Source organism: Bradyrhizobium sp. URHD0069 (assembly GCF_000701345.1).
Taxonomy (GTDB): Bacteria; Pseudomonadota; Alphaproteobacteria; order Rhizobiales; family Xanthobacteraceae; genus Bradyrhizobium.
The window spans coordinates 46629-72379 of sequence record NZ_JNIJ01000015.1; the positions used below are offsets into that span (position 1 = coordinate 46629).

Annotated in this window: 24 protein-coding genes; 7 read left to right on the plus strand and 17 right to left on the minus strand. The window is 62.9% G+C overall.

Annotation, left to right across the window (positions count from 1 at the left end; translation table 11 throughout):
- Window positions 1-121: 121 nt before the first annotated feature.
- Together N554_RS0109825 and rsmD are read left to right on the plus strand one after the other, a co-directional pair.
- A complete protein-coding gene (locus N554_RS0109825) occupies window positions 122-2305 on the plus strand; it encodes a pseudouridine synthase (protein WP_029583312.1) in 2184 nt (727 codons plus the stop codon).
- 176 nt (window positions 2306-2481) lie between these two features.
- Window positions 2482-3036, plus strand: a complete 555-nt coding sequence (gene rsmD / locus N554_RS0109835; protein WP_029583313.1) for a 16S rRNA (guanine(966)-N(2))-methyltransferase RsmD — start codon at window positions 2482-2484, stop codon at window positions 3034-3036.
- Window positions 3037-3179: 143 nt separating this feature from the next.
- On the opposite strand, the gene mutL is transcribed toward rsmD, so the two are convergent.
- Window positions 3180-4991 carry a DNA mismatch repair endonuclease MutL gene (gene mutL / locus N554_RS0109840; RefSeq protein ID WP_029583314.1) on the minus strand — a complete coding sequence of 604 codons (1812 nt, stop codon included), beginning with the start codon at window positions 4989-4991 and terminating at the stop codon, window positions 3180-3182.
- Window positions 4992-5294: 303 nt separating this feature from the next.
- Here mutL and N554_RS0109845 point away from each other — a divergent pair, with 303 nt between their 5' ends.
- Together N554_RS0109845 and N554_RS0109850 are read left to right on the plus strand one after the other, a co-directional pair.
- Window positions 5295-5600: a hypothetical protein gene (locus N554_RS0109845; RefSeq protein ID WP_029583315.1), complete on the plus strand. Its 306-nt coding sequence runs from the start codon at window positions 5295-5297 to the stop codon at window positions 5598-5600.
- A gap of 447 nt (window positions 5601-6047) precedes the next feature.
- Window positions 6048-6365: a ribbon-helix-helix domain-containing protein gene (locus N554_RS0109850; RefSeq protein ID WP_029583316.1), complete on the plus strand. Its 318-nt coding sequence runs from the start codon at window positions 6048-6050 to the stop codon at window positions 6363-6365.
- Window positions 6366-6495: 130 nt separating this feature from the next.
- On the opposite strand, the gene N554_RS0109855 is transcribed toward N554_RS0109850, so the two are convergent.
- The 8 genes from N554_RS0109855 to lspA all read right to left on the minus strand — a co-directional run bounded on the left by N554_RS0109855 (window position 6496) and on the right by lspA (window position 14132).
- On the minus strand, window positions 6496-8064 hold the full coding sequence (locus tag N554_RS0109855) for a GMC family oxidoreductase (RefSeq protein WP_029583317.1): 1569 nt from the start codon (window positions 8062-8064) through the stop codon (window positions 6496-6498).
- A 33-nt stretch (window positions 8065-8097) separates the two neighbouring features.
- Window positions 8098-8646 carry a hypothetical protein gene (locus N554_RS0109860; RefSeq protein WP_029583318.1) on the minus strand — a complete coding sequence of 183 codons (549 nt, stop codon included), beginning with the start codon at window positions 8644-8646 and terminating at the stop codon, window positions 8098-8100.
- Between the two features lie 35 nt (window positions 8647-8681).
- Window positions 8682-9077: a VOC family protein gene (locus tag N554_RS0109865; RefSeq protein ID WP_029583319.1), complete on the minus strand. Its 396-nt coding sequence runs from the start codon at window positions 9075-9077 to the stop codon at window positions 8682-8684.
- Window positions 9078-9263: 186 nt separating this feature from the next.
- The gene (arfB, locus tag N554_RS0109870; protein ID WP_029583320.1) at window positions 9264-9683 is read right to left on the minus strand and encodes an alternative ribosome rescue aminoacyl-tRNA hydrolase ArfB; all 420 of its coding nucleotides are present in this window, start codon (window positions 9681-9683) and stop codon (window positions 9264-9266) included.
- A gap of 239 nt (window positions 9684-9922) precedes the next feature.
- On the minus strand, window positions 9923-11293 hold the full coding sequence (locus N554_RS0109875) for a M16 family metallopeptidase (RefSeq protein WP_029583321.1): 1371 nt from the start codon (window positions 11291-11293) through the stop codon (window positions 9923-9925).
- Complete coding sequence (locus N554_RS0109880) at window positions 11290-12678, minus strand: M16 family metallopeptidase (protein ID WP_029583322.1); 1389 nt, start codon at window positions 12676-12678, stop codon at window positions 11290-11292. The genes N554_RS0109875 and N554_RS0109880 overlap by 4 nt, the downstream gene beginning before the upstream one ends.
- A 162-nt stretch (window positions 12679-12840) precedes the next feature.
- Complete coding sequence (locus N554_RS0109885; protein ID WP_029583323.1) at window positions 12841-13560, minus strand: hypothetical protein; 720 nt, start codon at window positions 13558-13560, stop codon at window positions 12841-12843.
- Window positions 13561-13661: 101 nt separating this feature from the next.
- Window positions 13662-14132 (minus strand): signal peptidase II, encoded by a 471-nt coding sequence (gene lspA, locus N554_RS0109890; protein WP_245283566.1) that lies wholly within the window; start codon window positions 14130-14132, stop codon window positions 13662-13664.
- On the opposite strand from lspA, the gene N554_RS41890 reads away from it, so the two are divergent.
- Window positions 14058-14225, plus strand: coding sequence for a hypothetical protein (locus N554_RS41890; RefSeq protein ID WP_245283567.1), 168 nt, complete (start codon window positions 14058-14060; stop codon window positions 14223-14225). The genes lspA and N554_RS41890 overlap by 75 nt on opposite strands.
- 96 nt (window positions 14226-14321) lie before the next feature.
- Here the strand turns inward: N554_RS41890 and ileS are convergent, their stop codons facing one another.
- Entirely contained in the window at window positions 14322-17357 is a 3036-nt protein-coding gene (ileS, locus tag N554_RS0109895) for an isoleucine--tRNA ligase (protein WP_029583325.1), read from the minus strand.
- A 195-nt stretch (window positions 17358-17552) separates the two neighbouring features.
- On the minus strand, window positions 17553-18524 hold the full coding sequence (locus N554_RS0109900) for a bifunctional riboflavin kinase/FAD synthetase (RefSeq protein ID WP_029583326.1): 972 nt from the start codon (window positions 18522-18524) through the stop codon (window positions 17553-17555).
- Window positions 18525-18768: 244 nt separating this feature from the next.
- On the opposite strand from N554_RS0109900, the gene N554_RS0109905 reads away from it, so the two are divergent.
- Complete coding sequence (locus N554_RS0109905) at window positions 18769-19164, plus strand: response regulator (protein WP_029583327.1); 396 nt, start codon at window positions 18769-18771, stop codon at window positions 19162-19164.
- A gap of 142 nt (window positions 19165-19306) precedes the next feature.
- On the opposite strand, the gene N554_RS0109910 is transcribed toward N554_RS0109905, so the two are convergent.
- Together N554_RS0109910 and N554_RS0109915 are read right to left on the minus strand one after the other, a co-directional pair.
- Window positions 19307-20161, minus strand: coding sequence for a TIGR01459 family HAD-type hydrolase (locus N554_RS0109910; protein ID WP_029583328.1), 855 nt, complete (start codon window positions 20159-20161; stop codon window positions 19307-19309).
- Between the two features lie 15 nt (window positions 20162-20176).
- The gene (locus N554_RS0109915) at window positions 20177-21619 is read right to left on the minus strand and encodes an EAL domain-containing protein (protein WP_029583329.1); all 1443 of its coding nucleotides are present in this window, start codon (window positions 21617-21619) and stop codon (window positions 20177-20179) included.
- 191 nt (window positions 21620-21810) lie between these two features.
- Here N554_RS0109915 and N554_RS42670 point away from each other — a divergent pair, with 191 nt between their 5' ends.
- Window positions 21811-21939, plus strand: coding sequence for a hypothetical protein (locus N554_RS42670; RefSeq protein ID WP_256378734.1), 129 nt, complete (start codon window positions 21811-21813; stop codon window positions 21937-21939).
- 85 nt (window positions 21940-22024) lie between these two features.
- Here N554_RS42670 and N554_RS0109930 read toward each other — a convergent pair whose 3' ends face one another.
- The 4 genes from N554_RS0109930 to N554_RS0109945 form a co-directional block, all read right to left on the minus strand.
- Window positions 22025-22615 carry a phage holin family protein gene (locus N554_RS0109930; RefSeq protein ID WP_029583330.1) on the minus strand — a complete coding sequence of 197 codons (591 nt, stop codon included), beginning with the start codon at window positions 22613-22615 and terminating at the stop codon, window positions 22025-22027.
- Window positions 22616-22855: 240 nt separating this feature from the next.
- Complete coding sequence (locus tag N554_RS0109935; RefSeq protein WP_029583331.1) at window positions 22856-24202, minus strand: omega-aminotransferase AptA; 1347 nt, start codon at window positions 24200-24202, stop codon at window positions 22856-22858.
- Window positions 24203-24273: 71 nt separating this feature from the next.
- A complete protein-coding gene (prmB, locus tag N554_RS0109940; protein WP_051677428.1) occupies window positions 24274-25269 on the minus strand; it encodes a 50S ribosomal protein L3 N(5)-glutamine methyltransferase in 996 nt (331 codons plus the stop codon).
- Window positions 25269-25736 carry a molybdenum cofactor biosynthesis protein MoaE gene (locus N554_RS0109945; protein ID WP_029583333.1) on the minus strand — a complete coding sequence of 156 codons (468 nt, stop codon included), beginning with the start codon at window positions 25734-25736 and terminating at the stop codon, window positions 25269-25271. The genes prmB and N554_RS0109945 overlap by 1 nt, the downstream gene beginning before the upstream one ends.
- Window positions 25737-25751: the final 15 nt, after the last annotated feature.

Sequence of the window (25751 nt, forward strand, 5' to 3'; positions counted from 1 at the left end):
AAGTGGATACCGGTTTTGCGTGAGACTGCGCCTCGAGCAAAGAGCGCGCGCGTTATCGTCATGCCAGCCTGTCCGCATCAGCCTGATTGCCATTTCATCTGTACTCGAAACGAGACCATTCATGCCCCGCGATAACGATAAAAACAACGATTCCCGCGGCCGGCGTGACCGGCCTTCGGGCGGTAAGGGCCGCTCCGGCGCGGCCCGGGGACCCGACAAGAAATTCGCCAAGCGCGGCTTCGCCGGGAAAAGCGATGGCGGCAAGCGCCCCTATGCCGGTAAGCCCGATGGCGCCAAATCCTATGGCAAGAAGCCCTATGCAGGCTCGGGTAAACCGTACGCCGGCAAACGCGAAGGCGCTCCGCCGCGCCGTGACTATGATGACGCGCCGCGTTCTCGCGACGATCGGCCTTTTGCCGACCGTCCGCCGCGCTCCAACAGGGATGACCGTCCCCGCGGCGATCGAGCTTTTGCCGATCGTCCGTCGCGCAGCAGTGGCGAAAAGCGCGCTTTTACGCCGCGCGACGATCGCGGCGGCGAAAAGCGGCCGTATTCTCCGCGCGGCGATCGCCCGAATTACAATCGCGACGACCGCGCACCCCGCTCTGATCGCAGCGATGCCAGGCCCGCCGCCCGGTTCTCCGACAAGAAGTTTGGCGACAAGCGGCCCTATACGCCGCGTGATGGTGGCGGTGAAAAGCGACCCTATACGCCACGCGGCGAAGGCTCTGGCAGAAAATTTGGCGGCGAGAAGAAATTTTCCCGCGGTGCGCCTGACCGTGGCCCTCGGAAGGATTTTGGCAACCGTTCCGAGCGCGGTCCTGATCGTGGCGAGTCCAAGCCGTGGCAGAAGCGCGACGCCAGTTCGCCCGACCACGCGGGCCGCAATTCGAGACCAAAACGTGAAGGCGAGCGGAATTTCGACAAGCCGCGCTTTGACAAGCCCCGTTATGACAGGCCGCGCGAGGATCGCCCCTCGGGCGACCGCCCGTTCCGCGAGCGGCCGAAGTTCGATCGTCCCCGGGAAGGTCGCGATGACCGTCCGCGGGTCGACAGGCCGCAAGGCGATAGGGCCCGTTTCGATCGTCCTCATGAGGACCGTCCGAAATTCGATCGTCCGCGCGAAGCGCGCGGCTGGCAGGAGCACCCGCGCAGCGAAGCGCGATCGTTCGACCGCAATGCCGATCGGCCGCGCCGCGACAACGAGGACGACAGCAAGATCTTTACCAAGCGCCCCGCGTTCGGCGGCCGCGGCGCCTATCGCGAGCGCATGCCTGACGAGCGGCGACCGCCGCGTCCGCCACGCGAAAAGAAATCCGGCGAGCGCATCGCCAAGGTGGTGTCGCGGGCAGGGCTGGCTTCGCGCCGCGATGCCGAGGAATGGATCGTGCAGGGCCGCGTCACCGTCAACGGCCGCGTCATCAATTCGCCGGCGCTCGACGTCACCGCCAACGACGTCGTCACCGTCGACGGCAAGCCATTGCCGCCGCGCGAGCGCACGCGGCTGTTCATGTATCACAAGCCGCGCGGGCTGATGACCACCCATGCCGATCCGGAAGGCAGGCCGACGGTGTTCGACAATCTGCCGGAAGGCCTGCCGCGGCTGATCAGCATCGGCCGGCTCGATTTCAACACCGAAGGCCTGTTGCTGCTGACCAATGATGGCGGCCTGGCGCGTGCGCTCGAACTGCCCGATACCGGCTGGCTGCGGCGCTATCGCGTCCGCGCTCATGGCGAAGTGACGCAGGCGCAGCTCGACGAATTGAAAAAGGGCATTGAGGTCGACGGCGTCAAATACGGTCCGATCGATGCGACGCTGGAACGCGATCAGGGCGCCAATGTCTGGCTGGTGTTCGCGATCCGCGAGGGCAAGAACCGCGAAGTCCGCAACGTGCTGGCGCATCTCGGCCTCGAGGTGAACCGGCTGATCCGGGTGTCCTATGGACCGTTTCAACTAGGTGAACTCGCCGAAAGCCAGGTCGAGGAGGTCAAGACCCGCGTGCTGCGCGAGCAGCTCGGCGAAAAAATCGCTGCGCTGGCGGGTGCTGATTTCAACCGGCCGATGCCGGGGGAAGCGAGTGACAATTCGGTCGACGATCCTGCCCCGCGTGGCAAGAAGCCGTTCAAGCCGGCCGGCAAGAGCGGCCTGATCGCTGACCGCAAGGGCCGCCGCGTGCTGGTGCAGCGCACCGGCAGCGATGAAGCCCGCGCCCGCAACGAGGCCGAAGCCAACGGCTACGGGCCGCCGCGCCGTCCGCAGCGCGGCTATCACGGCAAGCGCGATCTGAAGCCGCGGGATGAGTGACGTTCGATGGTTGGAATGATACCGCCAACTCGGAAAAAGGCGTCATGGCCGGGCACAGCCGTCCGAAGGACGGCGTCGCTTCCGCTCGCCGATGCCCGGCCATCCACATCTTGTTCGCAGCGACCGTTTAATGACGTGGAAGCCCGGCACAAGGCCGGGCATGACGAGACCTTCTAGTGCGCGTCGTCGGCGGGCGATTGAAGGGCCGCAACCTCGCGTCGCCGTCGTCGCGCGACATCCGCCCGACCGCGGACCGGTTGCGCGAGTCGGTGTTCAATATCCTGATCCACGCTTACGATGATCCGATTCAAGACGCGCGGGTGCTCGATTTGTTTGCCGGCACTGGCGCGCTTGGCATCGAAGCCGTCTCGCGCGGAGCGAAGTTTACGCTGTTCGTCGATAACGGCGCCGAAGCCCGCGCGCTGTTGCGCAGCAATGTCGAGTCGCTGGGCTTGGGCGGCGTGACAAAGGTCTACCGCCGCGACGCCACCGATCTCGGCCCCGCGCATCCCGTCGAGCCGTTCTCGCTGGTGTTCCTCGATCCGCCCTACGCAAAACAGCTCGCCGAGAAGGCGCTGGCCTCGCTGCGCGATGGCGGCTGGCTGACGCCGGGCGCGCTCCTGGTGGTGGAGGAAGCAAAGGCGGCGGAGTTTGCCGCGCCGGACGGTTTCGAGGAACTGGAACGACGTGCGTATGACGATACGGAGTTTGTGTTTTTGCGCGCGCGGTGACGCGGCAACTACCTCCCGTCATGCCCGCGAAGGCGGGCATCCAGTACGCCGAGACTTCTCGATTCAATCACTGACGGTGGTGGAATACTGGGTCGCCCGGTCAAGCCGGGCGATAACCATTGAGTGTGCGGAAGCGCTTTGCCTCAACGCCGCCCGAACAGCTTCTCGATATCTGAAAGCTTCAATTCCACGTAAGTCGGCCGGCCGTGGTTGCACTGTCCGGAATTCGGCGTGTCTTCCATCTCGCGCAGCAGTGCGTTCATCTCTTCCGGCTTGAGCCGGCGGCCGGCGCGCACCGAGCCGTGGCAGGCCATCGTGGCCGCGACGTGCATCAGCCGGCGTTCCAGCGGCAGCGCCTCATCCCATTCCGCCATGTGCTCGGCGAGATCGCGCAGCAGCGAGCCGGCATTGGTCTTGCCGAGCAGCGACGGCGTTTCGCGCACCGCGACCGCGCCGGGGCCGAAGGATTCGATCGCCAGCCCGAACGACGCCAGCTCTTCGGCGCGCGCGATCAGTTTTTCCACCGTCGCCTCATCCAGTTCGACGATCTCCGGAATCAGAAGAATCTGCCGCTGCACGCCGTTGCGGGCCAATGAGGCTTTGAGCTTTTCATAGACGATGCGCTCATGCGCGGCGTGCTGGTCCACCACAACAAGGCCGTCGCGGGTTTGCGACACGATATAGGTCTCGTGGATTTGCGTTCGCGCTGCGCCCAGCGGGCGGTCGAGCAGATCGGCTGGCGCTGTTTCCTGAAAACGCACGTCGGCGGTGGGTGTGCCGACGTCGAATGCGGCCTGTCCGGGTTCGGCAAAGGCCGGCGCCGCAGAGCCCTCGAAGGCCGGCATCGGGCCGGTCGGATAGGCCGGCGAGCGCCGCCAGTCCCAGTTGCCGGGGCGCGGCGCGAATGACGGACGGAACGAGGCGAGCGCAGCACCATCGCTGTTGGCGGCGGTGCGCTTGCCTTCGCGGGCGAGGCCGTCTTTCAGCGCGTGCACGATCAGCGCGCGCACCAGGCCGGCATTGCGAAACCGGACCTCGGTCTTGGCCGGATGTACATTGGCATCGACCTCCTGTGGATCGGTTGTCACGAACAGCGCCACCACGGGATGGCGGTCGCGCGGCAGATAGTCGGAATAGGCCGCGCGCACAGCACCAAGGATGAGTTTGTCGCGCACCGGCCGGTCGTTGACGAACAGATATTGCCCGAGCGCGTTCGCCCGCGTCAGCGGCGGCGCGGCGGCAAAGCCTTCGATCACCACGCCTTCGCGCTCGCTGCGCACTTCGATGGCGCTGCCGCGAAAATCCGCGCCCAGAATATCGCCAAGCCGCGTCAGCCTTCCGGCGGCGCCGGGCAGGGCGGCGGCCCATGTCATTGGCGCGCGCTCCTCGCCGGCCAGCGTGAAGGCGATGTCGGGCCGCGCCATCGCGAGGCGGCGCACCACTTCGCGGATCGCTTCGGCCTCGGTGCGGTCGGTCTTGAGAAATTTCAACCGCGCCGGCGTTGCGTAAAAGAGATCACTGACCTCGACGCGGGTGCCTTGAGACAGCGCCGCCGGCATGATGCCGGATTTCTCGCCGGCTTCAACCGCCAGGGACCAGGCATGCGGCTCGCTGAGGTGGCGCGTGGTGATGCCGAGCTTCGCGACCGCGCCGATCGATGGCAGCGCCTCGCCGCGAAACCCCAGCGTGCGAATGCGCAAGAGATCCTCGTCGTCGAGCTTGGAGGTGGCATGGCGATCTACCGCCAGCGCGAGATCGCCGTAAGTCATGCCGCTGCCATCGTCGGTGATGCCGATCCGCCGCCGCCCGCCGCCATCGGTGAAAATGTCAATCCGGCTGGCGCCGGCATCGATGGCGTTCTCCACCAGTTCCTTGACCACGCTCGCGGGGCGCTCGACCACTTCGCCGGCGGCGATGCGGTTGACGATGGTCTCTGGCAGCTGGCGGACGGGCATAAATGCTCAGGTCGATTCGTGGCCGATCGCCAATTTTAAGCGGCGGCCGAACCAAATGCATGCACCAAAAGGTGTTTTCGCGGAATTTTCGTGAATTGGCGTCGAGCTGCCGCATGTGAGGTCGGTCCGTGGCCAAGGTTTCGTGAAATTACCCTGAAATCCCTGCACGATGACCACACGACGCAGCTTGCATGGTGAGTGCGCCGTTCGTGACACCTCAGTGCGATGAGCAGGTCCGGTTCAGGCGGATGGCGCATGGAAGTCACCGAACCGCTTATCGCCGATCACATTTGGGAGAAGTTGATGAAGCTAGTGAAAACCTCAGCGATCACGCTTGCTATTTCGGCGATGCTTGCCGGCCCCGTGTTGGCGCAAGGCGCGTCACCCGACACCCAGACCCGCGGCGGCGTGCAGGGCAAAAGCAATATGCGCGGCGGGATGTCGGGCAGCGGCGACGAGGAACTTGGTGCGCAAACTGGCGCGGCCGGAGAAAAGGCCGGCGTCAACGCAAAGACTGGCGCGAAGGGCACCGTGGGGGCCGGTAGTGGAGCGCATAAGGGGACCGGCAGTGCGGTTGGCGATCCCGCGGCCGGGGGCAAACGCTACTAGGACACCGATCCTTCGACTGGTTCTTTTTTCAACAACTCCGGTCTTTCAAAACCAACAACTCCGGTCGCGCCGCGGCCGGAGTTTTTAGTTCTCCAGGGATACAACGGATCCTATCCGTTCGCCGCAGCTTTCGTAGCCTGCTCAGCGTCCGCCCAAACCGCGCTTTGCCTTCGTCGGGGCGTTCACCGGAGCCTGGCGCAGTTACGCAAGCGGCGGCCGATAGCTCAGTACGGAGCCCTGAGTGACCACCGCCAGGTGAGAAGCCCGACGGCCGTTCTCGCCGTGCAGGTGAAATAGTCGCCTCAAGAAAGCTTGCCCGAGCAAAGGGATGGGGCCGGCTCGTTGTCCCGGTTCGCGTCGTGTGCGGGTCCACGACGGGAATATTGTGACCGGCCCCGACCGGGTATATCGTTTAGAAAAGCTATAAAAAGATCGGGAGGATACCTTATGTGCCAGCTGTTCGCACACCAGCCTCAACGGGATTATGAATCACAGACCAGATCGCTTCGCATCGATGGCCATTGTACGTCCATCCGGCTGGAGCTGGCATTCTGGGATACGCTTGAAGAAATCGCGAGCAAGCAAGATATGAGCCTCGCTAAATTCCTTACACGTCTTCACAGCGAGGTTCTCGATCATTGCGGCGACGTGCATAATTTTGCCTCGCTGCTGCGCTGCTCGTGCCTGATCTATCGATCGAAAGCCGTAGCGGTCGTGCCCGATTGTCTTGAGGACGCCGCACCGAGGCTCGTCGCAGCCGAATAGTCGTCCAACTAGAACCAAGTTAGCATCGGTAGATTCAACCGTTGTCGTCCCGGTTGCGCCAAGTGGCGCATCCCGGTTGCGCCAAGTGGCGCATCCTGGATTGAGCACCGCAACGTTCGGAAGTGCCAGATTAGATTTCCTTTCGCTGCATGGCGCCGGCGATATGATCCGCCTGTCTGACTGCAAGCGCCACGATCGTGAGCGTCGGATTACAGGCCGCGCCGGTGGTGAACTGGCTGCCATCCGAAACGAACAAGTTTTTGATGTCGTGGGTCTGGCCGAATTTGTTCACGACACCGTCCTTTGCTTTCGCGCTCATCCGGTTGGTGCCCATGTTATGGGTGCTGGGATAAGGCGTGGTCGGATAGGTCACCGTGGCGCCGACTGCCTCGTAAACCGCGGAGCCCTGTTTATAGGCGTGATTGCGCATCGCGATGTCGTTGGGATGATCGTCGTAATGGACGCTGGCAACCGGCATGCCAAATTTATCCTTTGCTTTCGGGTCGAGCGTCACGCGGTTGGTTTCTTGCGGCATATCCTCGCCGACCAACCACATCCCTGCCATGCGCGGATATCCTTCCATCGCGGCGGTGAACGAGCGTCCCCATGCGCCTGGATTGAGGAACGCTGCCATGAAGGGCAAACCAAGCGACAGCGTTTCCATTTCGTAGCCGCCCATGAATCCACGGGACGGATCATGCCGTGCCTCGTCGTGGATGATGCCGGCCATGGTCGTGCCGCGATACATGTGAACCGACTTGTCGAAAACGGCATAGACGCTGCCAGTCATGTGACGCATGTAGTTGCGGCCGACCTGGCCGGAGCTATTGGCAAGGCCGTCGGGGAACATGTTGGACGCGCTATTGAGCAAAAGCCGGGGGCTCTCAATCGAGTTACCGGCGACTGCAACAATGCGCGCCTTCTGGCGCTGCGTCTTTCCGGCTTCGTCGGCATAGACGACGCCTGTGATCTTGCCCAATGCATCGTGCTCGATCTTGAGCGCCATGCTGCCGGGACGAACTTCAAGGTTGCCGGTTGCTTCGCCCTGCGGGATTTCCGCATAAAGCGTCGACCACTTCGCGCCGGTTTTGCAGCCCTGGAAACAAAACCCGATTTGCTGGCATGACGCGCGGCCGTCGCGTGGTTCGCTGTTGATCGCCATCCGCCCGGTGTGGACTTCCTTGTAACCTAGCTTCCTCGCTCCGGCTTCCATCACCTTGAAGTTGTTGTTGCCCGGCAATCCCGCAATGTTGTTGGTACGGGTCACACCCATTTTGTTTTCGGCCTTGGCGTACCACGGCTCCATTTCGGCAAGCGTGATCGGCCAGTCGAGCAGATTTGCGCCGGGCACGCTGCCATAAACGCTTCGGATCTTGAATTCATGTTCGTCGAACCGCAATGACGCGCCCGCCCAATGGACGGTGGATCCGCCGACCGATTTGACGATCCAGGCCGGCAGGTTGGCGAAATCTTTGCCAACGCGCCAGTTGCCGGATGTGGTTCGCATATCCGTCCACGCAAGCTGCGTGAAACTTTCCCATTCGTTGTTGATGAAATCCTGTATCTCGATGCGCGGCCCAGCCTCGAGGATCACCACTTTGACGCCCTTCTGAGCCAGTTCGTTACCCAGCGTGCCGCCGCCGGCGCCGGAACCGATAACTACGACCACGCCATCATCGTTCAGATCAAACTTCGCCATGATGTCCTCCCAACCGATTTTTGTTCGAAGCGTTCAGGCTTTCGGCAGCCAATCGATGTCGTTGAAGCCGCGGTTGATGTAACCGCCGTGCTCGGCGGATGAGCCCTCGTAGCCAAATTTTGGCCACAGCTCTTCCTGGTTGTAGAGAGAGACAACGAGATCGGAGCGAACCTTTTTGAAGAAATCGGTCTGCTCGATTCCCTGCAGCAGGACGATCCGGTCGGCTTCCCAAGGGACCTGAACGTAAGCGACCTTGTGCCTATCTTGGGCGTCTTGATCGAGACGTCGAACGCCATCTTCAAGGAGCGCTTTGATGGCTGGGTCCTTCGCCGCCTTTCCGTCCCACGGCTTGATCGCTGTGATGTAATAGCTGTCGACCAGAAAGTCGTGCGGATAGATATCGCGCGCAACTTTCACGAGGGTCTTCAATGTCGGCGGCGCCAGGGTGGTCGCCTCAGTGGCCCACGCATCCTCGATGCCGATCCCCGTGCTTGACGCAACGGCGACGACCGGAATCGCGGTCGCGGCGCCCTGCAGAAAGATTCGGCGGCTGTATTTGCCTCGACGATCAACTTCTCTCATGGGTTGTCCTCCATTAAATATCGTTGTCGATTGCACTAACCGAAGCGGCCACCTTTCTGGATCACCTCGATCTTGTAGCCGTCGGGATCGGAGACGAAGAAAAAGCGCGCGAGCGTCGCGCCGTCATGCTTGAAATCGCGCAGCGGCCCGGGCGACAATCTCTCGCGCTCGAATCGGGCGTGCTCGGCATCGAGGTCGTCGACGACGACGGCGAGATGGCCATATCCGTCGCCCGGAATGTAAGGCTCCTTTCGCCCGAAATTCACAGTCAGTTCGAGCTCGAACGGCGACGATACGTGGTGCAGATAAACCAGCGCGAAGTCTGGAAACACCAGGCGATCGGCAATCTGCAGGTCAAACGCACGGGCGTAGAAATCGAGTGACCTGGCTTCATCGAGAACGCGGATCATCGAGTGAACCGGCTTTGCCATTCAGTTCATTCCCTTGAGATATGCGATGATGGCGGCGGGCGTTTCAGCCTTTGCCTGGATATTACCGGTGGCGCGAGCTGAGTTTAGTTCGTCGCGAACAAGCGATGGTAGTAGCGGGCTGTTTTATGGCGAGACAAAAGGCGGTAGACGGCAGGGTTGCGAAGGTTGCCGGCCGCAGAATAGGCCTCAATCGTCGAACCCGCCGGAGCCGCGTTTTGCCTTGATGTCGCTGCGGCGTTTCTTGCCTTCCAGCCGGCGCTGCTTCGATCCCAAGGTCGGCTTGGTCGGCCGCCGCGGGGTCGGCCGCACCAGAGCTTCGCGCAGCAATCCAAGCAGGCGGTCGATCGCATCGGCGCGGTTGCGCTCCTGGGTACGGAAACGCTGCGCATGAATCACGATCACGCCGTCCTTGGTCATGCGCTGGCCGGCGAGCCGGTAGAGCCGCGCGTCGGCATCAGCCGGCAAGGTGAGCCGACGGGTATCGAAACGCAATTGCGCGGCGGTCGCGAGCTTGTTGACGTTCTGCCCGCCCGGGCCGGAGGCGCGGACGAAGCCGATCTCGATGTCGTTCTCGTCAATTGTGAGGTCGCGGGAAATCCGCAGCATGGCGTCACCGGAAGGCCCGACATTCCCGATGGAATCAGGCTCGCGGAGGATAGCGGTTTTGTTTGTGGCGTGAAGGACGAGGGACGCGTTCCCAGGATGCTGCGCAACGCGCCGCTCGGGCGCGCTGCAGATCGAACCGGGGTCATCGCCCCGCAAAATGGGGGTCCCGGGCTCTGCGGCGCAGCGCCAAAGAGGCGCTCCCTCGCGTCCGGGACACGAAAATAAGCGGAAGTGCGGCTCTAGTTCGCCGCGGCCGGGACCGCCACAGGTTGCCCGGCGGCTTGCGGGGCGCGGCCGACGATCACGGTGAGCAGGCCTTGCCCCCAGAGCCGCTGCGCGGCCTTTTTGGCGTCGTCCAACGTCACGGCATCCACGATGGCGTTGCGCTTTTCGATGTAGTCGATCGGAAGCTTATCGAGCTGGTATTGCAGCAGTGCGGACGCCAGCTTCGACGAGGTGTCGAGCGCCAGCATTTGCGAGCCCTTGAGATACGATTTGGCCTCGTCCAGCTCCTGCTGGGTCGGGCCGTCCTCGGCCATGCGACTGACTTCCCTGGTGATGGCATCGACCGTCTCCCCCGCGCGGTCGGCGCGGGTACCGGTATTTCCGATGAACAGGGCTGAATGATCCATCCAGAGCAGCGATTCATAGATCGAATAGGCGAGCCCGCGCTTCTCGCGGACCTCGCGGTAGAGCCGCGACGACAGCCCTCCGCCGCCGAGAATGTGGTTCACGACATAGGCGGCCATGAATTTCGGATCGTTGCGCTTGACGCCGGGGCCGCCGAACGTCACCACGGTCTGCGGCACGTCGAGCGGAATAAGCGCGCGCAGCGGCGGCTTGGCGGCCTCGACGTCGGCAACCGGCGTGAGGCTCGCTTTGGCCGGCAATCCGCCGAACGTCTTATCGAGCAACTGGCCGAGCGTGGCCGGGTCGACATCGCCGACCACGGCGATCTTTAGCGTATCTCTCGCCAGCACGCGGCGAACGTAATCCCTGAGATCGGCGACAGCGATCTTCGGCACGCTCTCCAGCGTGCCATTGGCCTGCCGGCCATAGGGATGATCGCCAAAGGCGATTTCCAGGAATTTTCGGCTGGCAAGGGACGTCGGATTGGAAGTCTCGCGCCGCAAACCCGAGATGACCTGCGCGCGAATCCGTTCGACGTCGGCACTCTCGAAACGCGGCGAGGTCAGCGACATCCGCAGCAGATCGAAAGCTTCGTCCTTGTTATCCTTGAGCATACGCAGCGAACCGCGGAAATTATCCCGCGCCGAGCTGAAGCTCAGCTCGATGGCGCGGCGGGCGAGGCGCTCGTGGAACGTCTTGGAATCCAGGTCGCCTGAGCCCTCATCGAGCAGACTGGCGACCAGATTGCCGACGCCGGGCTTATCGGCCGGGTCCTGTGTCGCGCCGCCGCCGAAGGCATATTCCATCGCAATCAGTGGCACAGTCGCGTCCTGCACGAACCAGGCCTCGATACCGCCGGGCGAAATCAGATGCTGGATCTTGGCCGCGGCGTGCGAAGGCGATGAGGTCAGCGGCGTGATCGCCAGGCAGGCGGCAAAAATGAGGGCAATGCGTCGCGCGGAAGTTAGGGCATAGCTCACGAGCGCTTCTCCTCGCGTTTCGGCATGGCATCCTTGATCAGATAACCGGTCACCGAACGCTTCTTGTCGAGCCATTTTTGGGCGACGGTGCGGACCTGTTCGGCAGTGACGGCGCGAATGCGATCCGGCCAGCTTCTGATGTCGGCGACGCTCAAACCGGTGGTGAGCGCGGCGCCATACCAGCGCGCCATCGTTGCCTGGTTGTCCTGGGCGTAGATCGCTTCCGCGATAAGTTGCGTCTTGACGCGCTCGAGATCCTCGGCGCGAACGGAGTTTTGCCCGATATCGGCGATCACGCCGTCGATGACCTCTTCGATTTGCGCAAACTCCACGCCCGGTTTCGGCGAAACGGAGATCATGAACTGGGTCGGCTCAAGCGAGGTTCCCTGGTATCCGGCGCCGGCGCTGACCGCGAGCGGCCGGTCGATCACCAATGCGCGATAGAGATAGGAATTGCTGCCGCCACCCATCAATTGGGCGAGCACATCCAGCGCCGGGCTTTCCTCGGCGGCGGCGGTCACGGCGGACGGAACCAGATAATAGCGCCGCAAGCCGGGTTGCTCGACACGCGGATCGGAGAGCGTCACGGTGCGCGGCGCGGCCGGCTCCGGCTCCTGCGGACGAAGGCGCTTTGCAGGGATCGCGGGCTGTGCAGGGATTTGGCCAAACGTCCGCTCCACCATCGGACGTACATCCTTGGCATCGACGTCGCCGGCAATCACCAGTGTCGCGTTGTTCGGCGCATAGAAGCGCTTGTAGAACGCCAGCGCATCTTCGCGGTCGAGCTTTTCGATTTCCTGGCGCCAGCCGATGACGGGACGGCCATAGGGATGATTGAGATATAACGCCGCCATGATCTGCTCGATCAGCCGCGCCTCCGGGTTGTTGGCGACCCGCATGTTGAATTCCTCGAGCACGACGTCGCGCTCCGGCAGCACGTTTTCGTCCTTCAGGACCAGCCCGGTCATGCGATCGGCCTCGAATTCCATCATCTTGCCGAGCTGCTCGCGCGGCACGCGCTGGTAATAGCCGGTGTAATCGGTCGAGGTGAAAGCGTTCTCGTTGCCGCCGATCCGAAGCACGGTCTGCGAAAATTCACCGGCCGGATGCTTGCTGGTGCCCTTGAACATCAGGTGTTCGAGAAAGTGGGCGAGGCCGGATTTGCCGGGCGTCTCGTCGGCGGAGCCGACCTTGTACCAGATCATCTGGGTGACGACCGGGGTGCGATGATCCGGGATCACCAAAACCTGCAAGCCGTTGCCGAGGGTAAACGTGGCCGGAGGGTCTGATGTCACCGTGGTCTGGGCGAGAGCGCCTCTGGAGAGAGTGAACCCCGAGATGAGCGCAACGAAGAGAACGGCAGCGAAGCGGTGTGAGGACATCATGACCTATCTAGCGCGCGTTCGCGGTACCGGTTTCGCGACAAGAATACGCGCAATCTTTCGAATGAGAGCTTCATCCCCAACACGAGCGTTCGGACTAAACCGCGGCATCGTACACCACGCGGCAGCGGGCTTAAGCGTCACGAGGCCGAGAGACAACAGCGGCTATTCGCCATACTTGCCGGCGGCCGGGTTGTATTCCTTGTTCAGCGATTCCTTGGGCCCGGTGCCGTAGGCATAATTCGGCGACGGCGTCTGGTAGCCGGTGGGAGGCTGAGTGAGGGATTCTCGGGTAGGCTCACCTTTGAACGGCGCCGTCTCGGACTTGTTGCCGCCGAACATGCTGCTGAAGCCGCCACTATATCCGAGCTGCGATGGGCTCAGGATCGCAGTAGCACCCGGATTGCCACCGGGCTGAGCCACCGAATCGCTGTCGGCAGTCGATGACGCTTTCGGGGCGCGCTTGTTAAGTTCACTCGGTGTCAGGATGCGGCTGGCTTCTCGGGGATCCTTATTGTCTTTCTTGCGAGCGGCGATCGCAGCCTTGCGCCGCGATTCATCCGGGTCTTTTGGCCAGTTCGGCGCCTTCACTTCTGCCGCGGAAGCTGGCGGCGGCAAATCGAGCTTGGGAGGCACCACCAGCGGCGATCGCTCGCGATAATCGATGCCCCGGTTCTCCATGTTGGTACCGCCGAGGCCGGCCATGATGCCCTCGATGATCTTCTCCTCGAAGGTCTTGTCATCCTCATCGTCTTCCTGGGCGCGGGCGGCGCCGGCCGTCATGACGAGGCCGATGCCAAGCGCGACGACGGCAAGCCGCACAGCGCGGCTCAGCGTTCTCGACGAAGTTTGCTCCATCCAACCCCTGGCTTCGGTCCTGCGCATCGGGCTCTTCCTGTTCAAAAACTTCCGTCGAAAGCGCGCCGATCCAGGGCGCACATCCGCTCGGCAAGCACGTCAGCTTTGAGGGCTCGTATCAGCCGGGATCAGGGCGCTTTTGCGGCGGGTTCCCCCAGGAAGGAATCATACAGCAGGCCCGCAACCCCGGCAACAATCGCCACGTCGGCAAGGTTAAACACGTACCAATTGAAGTTTTTTTCCCCGATCTGGACGTGGAATAGGGCGAAATCGACTACTGCGCCATAGGCGAAGCGGTCGATGGCGTTGCCGACGGCTCCACCGATGATCAGGCCAAGCGCGACGGTGGCGATCAGGGTGCGCGACCATGCCATCCAGATGGCCAGAACGACCACCGCCACCGCCTTGATGATCATCAGGATGATCTGGGCGACCTGGCCGTCGTTCTGGAACCAGCCGAAGCTGATTCCGACATTCCAGGCCAGTACCAGATCGAAGAACGGCGTGACCCTCACGGCGCCGCGGTGGGCAAGGTCGAACACGAACAGCAGCCAGAGTTTCGACGCCTGATCGAGGATAAGGACGGTGAGGGCGGCTATGACACCGTGGCGGAGGTGCGAGTTCATGGCGTGATGGTCAACGCCACGCGCGATATCGTCGTCCCCGCGAAGGCGGGGACCCATACGCCGTGACGAATCTGTTTTCCGACAGCCTTGGTTATCATCTCGTATCGATCTCGGACGCCCGGGGTTATGGGTCCCCGCGTTCGCGGGGACGACGATAAAGTATTAGACACTCACTCCCAGCGCCTTCCATTCGCGCAGCGCCTGGGCGTCGCGCGGCGATACGTCGGGATATTCGGGATCCTCGCCGACGGTCGGCAGGATTTTCCACGAGCGCGCGCACTTGGTGCCGACGGCCTTTTCGACCACGACGGCGACGCCCGGCACTTCGTTCAGCCGGAATGCGGTGGAAGGTGCGTCGCCGTTGGTCGCCATGGCATTCGAGGTGATGCAGACTTCGGCCAGGTCGACGTCGAACAGCGTGTCGAAAATCTTTTTGTCGGACACATAGACCAGGGGTGACGCTTCCAGTGACGAGCCGATACGTTTAGCGGCGCGCTCGACCTCCAGCGCGCCGGTCACGACGCGGCGGACATTGCGGATGATCTCCCACTTTGCCGCCAGCTTTTCGTCCCGGAACCCCTCAAGCCCTTCCGGAAACGGCGTCAGATGCACCGACGGCTCGGCGTCCGGCTTGTAGAGCCGCCACGCTTCCTCGCAGGTGAAGCTCAGCACCGGCGCGAACCATCGCAGGATGGCGTCGCAAATGATATCGATGGTGGTGAGCGCCGCCTTGCGCGCCAATGACGACGGCGGGTCGCAATACAGCGTGTCTTTGCGGATATCGAAATAGAACGCCGACAGCTCGGTGTTCATGAACGCCGAGAGACTTGCCACCACGGTCTTGTAATCGAACTCGGCGTAAGCCTTGCGCACGATCGCCGCCTGTTCGGCGAGCTGATGCAGCATCAGCCGTTCGAGTTCTGGCATGTCCGCCGGCGCGACCGTGTCGCCTGGCCTGTAGTGATGCAACGTACCGAGCATCCAGCGAATCGAATTGCGCAGCTTGCGATAGGTCTCGATGGTGTTTTTGAGGATTTCCGGGCCGATGCGCTGGTCATCGGCATAGTCGGTGGCGCAGACCCACAGCCGCAAGATATCGGCACCGGATTGCGCAATGACCTTTTGCGGCTCGACGGTGTTGCCGACCGACTTCGACATCTTGCGGCCGTTCTCATCCAGCGTGAAGCCGTGGGTCAGTACGATATCGAACGGCGCGCGGCCCCGGGTGCCGCAGCTTTCCAACAGCGACGACTGGAACCAGCCGCGGTGCTGGTCCGAGCCCTCGAGATACATCACGGTGTCCTCGCCGCCATCGACCTTGCGCTTGATGCCTTTGAGCCCCGGAAAATGCACGGGATCTTCCAGCACGAAGGCGTGGGTGGAGCCCGAGTCGAACCAGACATCGCAGATGTCGTCGATCTTCTTCCATTCCTCGTTGGCGCGCGAGCCGAGAAAGCGTTCGCGGGCGCCGTCCATGTACCAGGCGTCGGCGCCTTCCTTCTCGAACGCATCGGCGATGCGCTTGTTGACGGCTTCGTCCTGCAGGATTTCGGCTGTCCCGTCGCCCTTTTCGCGCACGAATACTGCGATCGGTACGCCCCAGGCGCGCTGGCGCGAGATCACCCAGTCGGGACGCCCGGCGATCATGCCATTGATGCGATTTTGGCCCGCGGGCGGCACCCATTGGGTCACCGAGATGGCGCGCAGCGCGCGGGCGCGCAAGGTGTCGCCGGATTTTGTTTTGCCGCCATCCGCGATGTCTATAGGCGCGGGCCTGCCCGGGGCGTCCGCGATAGGTTTGTCCATCGCGATGAACCATTGCGGCGTGTTGCGGAAGATCACCGGCTTCTTCGAACGCCAGGAATGCGGATACTGATGCTTGAGCCGGCCGCGCGCCAAGAGCATGCCGGCCTCGACCAATGCCTTGATCACGGTCTCGTTGGCATCGCCCTTTTCGCCTTTGTCGTTGATGACGCGCTTACCCGTGAAGCCCGGCGCCTGATCGGTGAAGGCACCGTTCTCATCGACGGTATACGGAATGGTAGTGTTGATGCCGCGAGCTTCGAGCGCGCGCGCATCCGCGGTCCAGACGTCGAAGTCCTCGCGGCCATGGCCCGGCGCGGTGTGCACGAAGCCGGTGCCGGTGTCGTCGGTGACGTGCTCGCCTTCGAGAAGGGGAACTTTGAACTCATATCCGCCGCCGAGACCTTTCAACGGATGGCGGCATTCCACCGCGTCGAGCGTGTCGGCCGGCAGATCGCGAACCTTCTCGTAAGCCGAGACGCGCGACTGCTTGAATACGCTTTCCGCAAGCGCATCCGCCAGGATCAGGAGATCGCCGCTTTTCGCCCAATTATCTGCGGGTGCATCGGTGACCTTGTAGAGGCCATAGGAGATTTTCGGCGAGAAGCTGATGGCGCGGTTGCCGGGCAGTGTCCATGGGGTCGTGGTCCAGATCACGATGCTGGCGGCGGCGAGCGCGCCATGGGCGGGCGAAGCGACGGGAAACTTCACCCACACCGTATCCGACGTATAGTCCTCGTACTCGACCTCGGCTTCCGCCAGCGCAGTTTTTTCCACCACGCTCCACATCACAGGCTTGGAGCCGCGATAGAGCGTGCCATTGGCGGCGAATTTCATCAGCTCGCGCGCGATCTGCGCTTCCGCGAAATAATCCATCGTCGCGTAGGGATGATCCCAGTCGCCGATGATGCCAAGCCGCTTGAATTCCTCGCGCTGCACGTTGAGCCAGTGCCCGGCATAAGCGCGGCACTCCCGGCGGAACGCCACCATGGCAGCGGAATCCCTGAAGTCCGGCTTCGCCTTGCCCTTGGAACGGTAATTCTCTTCCTCGATCTTCCATTCGATCGGCAGGCCGTGGCAGTCCCAGCCCGGCACGTAGTTGGAATCGGAGCCGAGCATCTGCTGGCTTTTGGTTACGACGTCCTTGAGGATTTTGTTCAGCGCATGCCCGATATGGATGTTGCCATTGGCGTAGGGCGGCCCGTCATGCAGCACGAATTTCGTCCGGCCGGCGGCTTTCTCGCGCAGTCTGCCGTAGAGGCCGATCTCGTTCCAGCGTTTGAGAATTTCCGGCTCGCGCTGCGGCAAGCCTGCGCGCATCGGGAATTCCGTCTGTGGCAGGAAAAGGGTCTTGGAATAGTCGTTGGCTTCAGATTTTTGCGGCTTTTCGGACATAGAGGCTCTGGTTTGGCTCAATGGGCGCTGAAACGCGATTCATTCGCGGATGAATCAGAGGGAATCCCGGTCTTGCGCTGAGCCGAACTCAGGCGGAAGCCGGGCCGCTAATGCTGATGGTGCGCCGCGCAAACATGGGGCTTTCCATAGCAGCCAGCCGCCGGATCGCAAAGCCCTGCCGCTCGTGCGATCCCGTTAACCGACCACCCCAAGCTTCGGAAATGCCCCGGGCGCTGCGGCCAGCGCAGCGCGGGCGCGGGCGCTGTCGTCGTCCATCTGGCGCACCAGCGCTTCCGCGCTATCGAACTTCGATTCCTCGCGGATGAAGCCGATGAAGGCCACGTCCAGCATCTGGCCATAGAGATCGCCCTTGAAATCGAACAGGAAGACTTCCAGGAGCGAAGCGCCGTTGTCGAAGGTCGGGCGGCGGCCGAAGCTCGCCACAGCGTCAAAACGCTCACTACCGCGGCCGACCCGCACCGCGTAGATGCCGTGCTTAAGCCCGCAGTTCTTGTCGAGCCGGATATTGGCGGTGGGAAAGCCGAGATCGCGGCCGCGTTTCTCGCCATGGATCACCTCGCCTGAAACGAACCACGGGCCGCCGAGCATCGCGGTGGCGTCTTCGATCTGCCCCTCCGCGAGGGCCATGCGGATCGCGCTGGAGGAGACCGGCCGCTCCGCGATATCGACGTGAGGCTGCACGTCCACCTCGATGCCGAGCCGGGGTGCTTCGTTGACCAGGAGGCTGGGCGAGCCGACCCGGCCTTTGCCGAAATGAAAGTCGTATCCGACCGCGATGCCGCTTATCCCGAGCCGCTCGATCAAGTCATGGTGAACGAAATCCTGCGCCGTGGTCTCGGCCCGAGCCCTGTCGAAGGTCATCACGACAGCGCCTGCGAGCCCGGTCCCGGCCAATAGCCGCAGCTTGGCGGTCTCGTCGGTGAGCCTGAACTGGGGGGTGTTCGGGCTGAAAAACCGCCGTGGGTGCGGCTCGAACGTTACCGCCAGCGCGGGCCGGCCATGCGCGCGCCCCATTTGCAGGGCGGCAGCAATAACGGCGCGGTGGCCGAGATGCACCCCATCGAAATTACCCATCGCAACCACCGTTCCCTCGGGGATTGCGGTTGCGGGCGTGGTGTCGCGGATAACGGTAAAACCAGGCGTCATTTCCGGAAATTCTTCAACAGGGGGTCAGGTTGAGGGCGGGACCGTGACGTGGGGCGCCCAACGAAGTCAAGCGGGGCCCAATCGGCGCCCGGGCCGGCTATCAGGCAGGTCTTTTCTGTAGCGGCCGGTTAACGAGCTGTTTAACGGCTTGGTGCTAGTGCTGCGGGGCGAACTGCGGGCGTTTTGGCCTAATGCAGCTTCGTTGACGGTTTTGTCGCGTTGAGTGTGGTTTCGGGGGGTTAAGATGGCGGTTGATACGTCGATGTCGGTTCTGGTGGTGGATGACTACAACACCATGATCCGCATCATCAGAAATCTGCTGAAGCAGCTCGGCTTCGAAAATATCGATGACGCCAGCGATGGATCGGCGGCGCTGAACAAGATGCGCAGCAAGAAATACGGCTTGGTAATATCGGACTGGAATATGGAGCCGATGACCGGCTACGATCTGCTCCGCGAGGTACGGGCCGATCCCAATCTCGCCACCACGCCGTTCATCATGATCACGGCGGAATCCAAGACCGAGAACGTGATCGCCGCCAAGAAGGCTGGTGTGGACAATTATATCGTCAAGCCGTTCAACGCCGCCACGCTGAAGACCAAGATCGAGGCGGTCTTCCCGGACATGGCGAGCGCGTAAGCGCGCTCGTGTCCCGGACGCGGTGCAGCGTTCTTTACGCTCCGCAAAGCCGGGGACCCACTCTTGCCCGATACGATGGGCGCCGGATCAGCAGCGCACCGCTGCACAGCATCCGGCGCAGGCGGGCCCCATCAACGTTCACCTACCACCTCAGCTCCCGCGTCAACGCCCGCGGCGGGTGGCCGAACAACTCCTTCACCGAGGCCGGATCGAGCTGATCGATGCCTTCGAAGTCCTCGGCGTGGATGCCGCGGGTCACGAACAGGCAATCGATCCCGAAGCCATGGGCACCCGCCAGATCGGTCCGCACGGAATCCCCGATCGCAAGAACGCGACTGGGCTGAACCGGGCGGCCGTGGCGCCCGGAAGCGAGTTCCATAGCGCGTTCATAGATCGGCCGGTGCGGCTTGCCGTAGAAAATCACTTCGCCGCCGAGTTCGCGATAGAGCTCGGCGATCGCGCCCGCGCAATAGATCAGGCGGTCACCGCGTTCGACCACGATGTCAGGATTGGCGCAGACCAGCGTCAGCTTGCGCGTGCGCGCCTGCAGCATCATCCCGCGATAGTCCTCGGCCGATTCGGTTTCGTCGTCGAACAGGCCGGTGCATATGATGTAGTCAGCCTGCTCCAGCGGCGCGAGCACCGCGTCCAACCCGCGGTAGATTGAACTGTCACGCTCCGGGCCGAGCCAGAACACTTTCCGCCCGGGGTGTTCGGCGACGAAATGCCGGGTCAGATCGCCCGAACTGACGATGGCATCATAGGTGTCGTCCGCAACGTCGAGCTTGCGCAATTGCCGCTGCACCGAGTCCGCGGGCCGCGGCGCGTTGGTAATGAGAATTACGGTACCGCCTCGCTTGCGAAACGTATGGAGCGCCTCGCAGGCCTCGGGGAATGCAACAAGACCGTTGTGAACCACGCCCCAGATATCGCTGAGCAGGACATCGACGCCGCCTACCAGATCGCGCAGCTTCTCGACAAACCGCAGTGTCGTCATGGCATGGAATACCGGTCAGCCGGGCCCAACGGCGCGGCGCGCCAGCGCGGCATTGCCGGTCGCCCGTGGCGGATCGATTGCCGGACCTTCGAGCGAAGCCGTTTTGCCAGAGCCATTGGTTTCCTGCGCCTTGTTCGGAGCGGTCCCGCCGGTAGCAGATGCGCCTTCGGGCCGCAACGGCCGGGGTGGCGCGAACAGAAATCCCTGACCGAACCGCACGTCGTAGTCGAGCAGATCGACCACGGCGCGCTCCCCCTCGATCCGTTCGGCGATCAGGTCGATGCCGAAGCGGCCGAGCAGATCGGACAGGTCGGAGGGATCAATGTCAGACCCCGAGGTCTGTCTTTGAGCGAGCAGCAGCGCCGCGGGCACCTTGATGAAGCGGATGCCACGGTCGGCCAATTCGCGCGGCTCGATTCTGAGATCGGTGACATGATCGATCGAGAAACGATAGCCGCGCTGCGCCAAAGCCGCGAGATGCTCGGCCTCGGCCGGACCCAGATTGCGGAATGTCGCCTGCTTGAATTCGAGCACGAACGCCGGCGCCAGCGCACGATTGGCTTCGAGGAAATCGAGGCATTGCGCGAAAGTAGTGGGATTGCCGAGCGTTGCCGCGGCGACATTGCAGAATATGCCGACGTCCTTGTTGCGGACCATCAGCCGTCGCAGCACCTGCACGCACTTCAGCATCACCATGTGATCGATCCGCCCGATCAGCCCGGCGGCCTCCGCGATCCCGATGAAATCGTCGGCGGCGAGAAGCTGGTCTTTGTCGTCGCGCAGCCGCGTCACCGCCTCGTAGAAGCGCACCTTGCGCTGCGGCAAGGTCACCATCGGCTGCAGGAAGATATCGATCCGGTTCTCCTCCACCGCGCTCTTCACGGCAGCAAGGATTTGCTCATGACTGCGGGAGGGCGCGGGTTCGTTGGCAGCCGCGGGCATTACCGTGATGGGCGCGGCCGCAATGCGCGTGTCTTTGGCCGGGAGCTGCGGGTCCTTTTCTGGCTCATGGATCGGCCTGCCCGCAGGTGCCGGCGCAGCTGCTACCGTGCCGGACGCCAGCATGTCGTCATGATTTGCGACGGAGACCGCGAGCTGCTTGACCAGCACGCCGAGTTCGTTGATCTCGCCGAGGACGGCCTGAATGCGGTCGGCGCCCGCCGAATTTGCCGACGCCACCCGGCCCTCGACGGCGGCGAGCCGGCGCCCGAATTCCGCGACCTGGCGCGCGAGGTCCGCGGTGCCGCGCGACAGATCCGCGATCTGGCCGCCGACGTCGGTGCGGTCGCGCAGGCGCATCGACACGGCATTATAGAGGATCAGGAAGGTCAGCGCGGTAAGCGCGACGATTGCGGATTCCATTCCGCTGAGGCCTGCGACGGAATACAGAATCAGGCCGAGCGATGCTGCGAGCAGCACCATGCAGATGGCGATGAAAATCGTGGAAATGCGGATCATGTCGCGCGGAACGCCCCCAAGCCCCTTGTTCCCTGGCCTGGGAGCGGTTGCAGCGATCTGTCGCGCTCCCCCAAGCGCTGCAACCTTAGCATCAATGTTGATTCGAGGAGCTAATGTTCTTTTGAAGTGTTCGGAACCGCGCGTCCCAATGTATCGGCCATCGCCGCGCCGCGGGCGCCGAGCGGCTTTGGATGCCCGACCGTCGTATCGGGCACCAGCCGGTGTTCGATTTCCGAGTTCAGTTCGGCGCCGCGTTGCCGGGCCGCGCGCTCGCTGAATTCGTAAGGCGGGCGGGCGACACGCGCGCGGAGATTTGCTGAAAATAGCGCTGTGCGGTCAGGATCAGAATGGTTGTGGCGGTGATCAACCGCAGATCATCGTTGTACGGGGATCGCCGGCCGGACATCAGGCCGCCATTCGAGCCTGGTGTCGCCGCCTTACGGCCGCCCAGCCCAATAATGTTGCTGCCATAATCAGGCCCGCCGGCAGAGCCTTGTTGTCTCGTTTTGACCGATGTCCCCTGTTCTGGCGTCCGCGATTAGCGCGCATTGCCGACGATGCCGGGGCCGACAAGATCGCGGCGGCGGTATCGCTGGCGGCCTCGATCTGATCTCGTTTGGCCGGATGGGTCTTGATGGCCACGCGCAGGCGGCTGGTCAGCGAGGGAAATTGCGGCGGCGGGCGTTTCAGCTTGCGGGCAGCCACCGCAGCACAGATCGCGGCGATCACCAGCAGCAATCCGCCCACCACGCCGAACGCCGGAAATTGCCCGTAATAGATTGCAATCCAGCGATACAGCGCAATGAGGCCGACCACGCCAGCGGCTAGCACAAAGATTGCCGCAGCCGCAAATAGCCCGGCGGCGACAGCGTAGGATGTGGCCGTATCTGTCGCCTGGTTGGTGCGATCGCGCAAATAGGATCGCGTCGCCAATTTTACCTGATTCAGTTTGAGCGCGAGCCCGGCGCGGAACAAGCCGCTGGATGGCGCGAGCATCCGATCCCTCCACCGCAAAATCGTCCCTGCCGTGGTTGAACGTGCATTGGTTTCGAATGTTCCGGGTTTCGAATGTTCCGGGTTACGGGCGTTCCCCTGATGTTGGCAACGCACTCGGGTCCGCGCTCTGCGCGGCGCGCAAATTCGGGGGACCGTATTGTGCGCCGTTGTGGGTCCCGGCCTCGGAGCCGCGTGAAGAACGCTGCAGCGCGTCCGGACACGAGAAAGCGTAGTAGAGCCCTACGCCACCGAGCGGATCACCTTGGCGACCTTTTCGATGATCTCGCCGATCTGATCTTCGGTGACGATCAGCGGCGGCGTCAGCGCCAGCGTGTCGCCGGCGATGCGCAGCATCAGGTCGTTGTCGTGGAAGGCGCTGTTCAGACTGTCGAAGCCGCGCTTGCCGGGCGAGTCCTCGCGGGGCGCAAGATCAATGCCCGCGGTTAACCCGACGGTGCGGATGTCGACCACGTTCGGCTCGCCTCTCAGCGACATCACGGCGTCGGCAAATTTGGCCTCGAGCTTGTTGGCGCGCTCGAACAGTTTTTCGTCGCGGTAGATATCAAGCGTCGCCAGACCCGCGGCGCAGGCCAGCGGGTGCGCCGAATAGGTGTAGCCGTGGGTCAGCTCGACCGCATGCTCGGGGCCGCTCATGAACGCATCATGGATGGTGTCGCGCACGATCACGCCGCCCATCGGTGCCGCGCCGTTGGTGACGCCCTTGGCGAAGGTAAGCATGTCCGGCAGCACGCCGTAACGTTCCGCGGCGAAGGCGAAACCGAGCCGGCCGAAGCCCGTGATGACCTCGTCGAAAATCAGGAGAATGCCATGTTTCTGGGTGATCTCGCGCAGCCGCTTGAGATAGCCCTTCGGCGCCGGCAGCACGCCCGTCGATCCCGCCATCGGTTCGACGATCACGGCGGCAATGGTCGAGGCGCCGTGCAGGTTGACCAGCCGCTCCAATTCGTCGGCGAAATGCGCGCCGTATTCCGGCTCACCCTTGGTGAAGGCCTGCTTGTCTCGATCATAGGTGTGGGGAATGTGATCGACGCCGGCCAATAGCGTTCCGAACATCTTGCGGTTGTTGACGATGCCGCCGACCGAAGTGCCGCCGAAGCCGACGCCGTGATAACCGCGCTCGCGGCCGATCAGCCGGGTGCGGGTGCCTTGGCCCTGGATCTGATGATAGGCCAGCGCGATCTTCAGCGCGGTATCGGCCGCTTCCGATCCGGAATTGCAGAAAAATACATGATCGAGCCCGGCGGGCGCGAGATCGGCGATGCGGCTGGCGAGTTCGAACGCCTGCGGAATGCCGAACTGGAACGGCGGTGCGTAATCCAGCGCCTCGGCCTGCTTGGCGATCGCCGAGGAAATCTGGCTGCGGCCATGGCCGGCATTGGTGCACCACATGCCCGATGCGGCGTCGATGATCTTGCGGCCGTCGACGGTAATGTAATGCATGTCCTTGGCGCCGGCGAGCAACCGCGGCGCCTTTTTGAAGGCCCGGTTGGCGGTAAACGGCATCCAGTGCGCGGCAAGGTCGTTCGGGACGTTGACGGCGCCGGGGCGTGGGCTTTTGTCCAGCATGGGGGCCTCTTTAAGTCTGGGAATTGGCGGCTCTGGCGCAAGCTATCAGCTTCGTTGCGGGACGGGAACGCCTATATTTTCCGGCTGTTCGGGCGGATTCCTGCGCACAAATCGGCGGCGCCGACCCAGAACACCTCGCCGTCGGAATCCTCGGTGTCGAGCCACAGGAACGGCAATTGCGGAAATGCGGCTTCAAGCGGCTCGCGGCCACGGCCGATCTCGCACAATAGCCCACCCTGTGATGTCAGGTGCCGCCCGGCTTCCTTCAAGATGCGGCCGACAATATCGAGCCCGTCGGCGCCGCCATCGAAAGCAAGTTTCGGCTCGGCGCGGCATTCGCGCGGCAGCGCCGCCATGCCCTCCGCATCGACATAGGGCGGATTGGAAATAATCAGGTCGTAACGCTTATCGCCAATCGGCCCAAAGAGATCGCCCCGATGTAGCGTCACCCGGTCTTCAAGACCGTACTCGGCAACGTTGCGCGCGGCGACCTCAAGGGCGGGCTTCGAAATGTCCAGCGCATCGATGCGCGCGTTCGGAAAATGCCGGCTCGCAAGCACAGCAAGGCAGCCTGAGCCGGTGCAGAGGTCGAGCACGTTTTCCACCGACGCCGGGTCCTCGATCAGCGCGCCGCCTTCTCCACTCTCGGCGCTAAAATGCGAATCCAGCAATTCGCCGATAAAGGAGCGCGGCACGATCACGCGCTCATCAACATAAAACGGCAGGCCGCGCATGTAGATTCTGTTGACCAGATAGGCGGCAGGTTTCCGCGTGGTGACCCGGCGCGCAATGACGTCGAGAATTGCTTTGGCCTCTGGCGCCGTGATCCGCGCGGACGCGAACGTCTCGAACTGATCGGGATGGAGATGCAGTGTTTCGCAGACCAGGAACGCAGCTTCCGCCAGCGGATCGGTGGTGCCGTGCGCGAATACCAGTTTTGCCTCGACGAAGCGGCTCACGGCATAGCGGACGAAATCGAGTAGCGTCAGCAGTTCATCGGATGCCACTTTCGGGAACTTCGATGCAGTACGGCCGGGCTTCCTCAATGGTCTGGCGCGCTTCGCCATCAGGACTTGGTCCAGCGCGCGGCGGCGGCATCGTCGTGAGCGCGCGCGTCGATCCAGTTCGTTCCAGCGGCACCTTCCTCGCGCTTCCAGAATGGCGCGTTGGCCTTCAGATAATCCATCAAAAACTCCGCCGCCTGAAACGCCGCGTGCCGATGCTGCGATGCCGTCAACACCAGCACGATGTTTTCGCCGGGAGTGATCCTGCCGATGCGATGAATGACTGACAGCCCGGTCAGCGGCCAGCGCGACATGGCGGTCTCGGCATGCCGCGCGATTTCGGCCTCCGCCATTCCCGGATAGTGTTCGAGGGTCAATGCCGCGATGGTTTCGCTGCCCTCATCGCCCCGGCAAATGCCGCTGAAACTCACGACGGCCCCGATATCGGTGCGCCCTTTCGTCAGCGCTGAGATCTCCCGCGCGATGTCGAAATCGGTTTCCTGAATGCGGATGGTCACATTGGCGGTCATGAGAGCATCGCGATA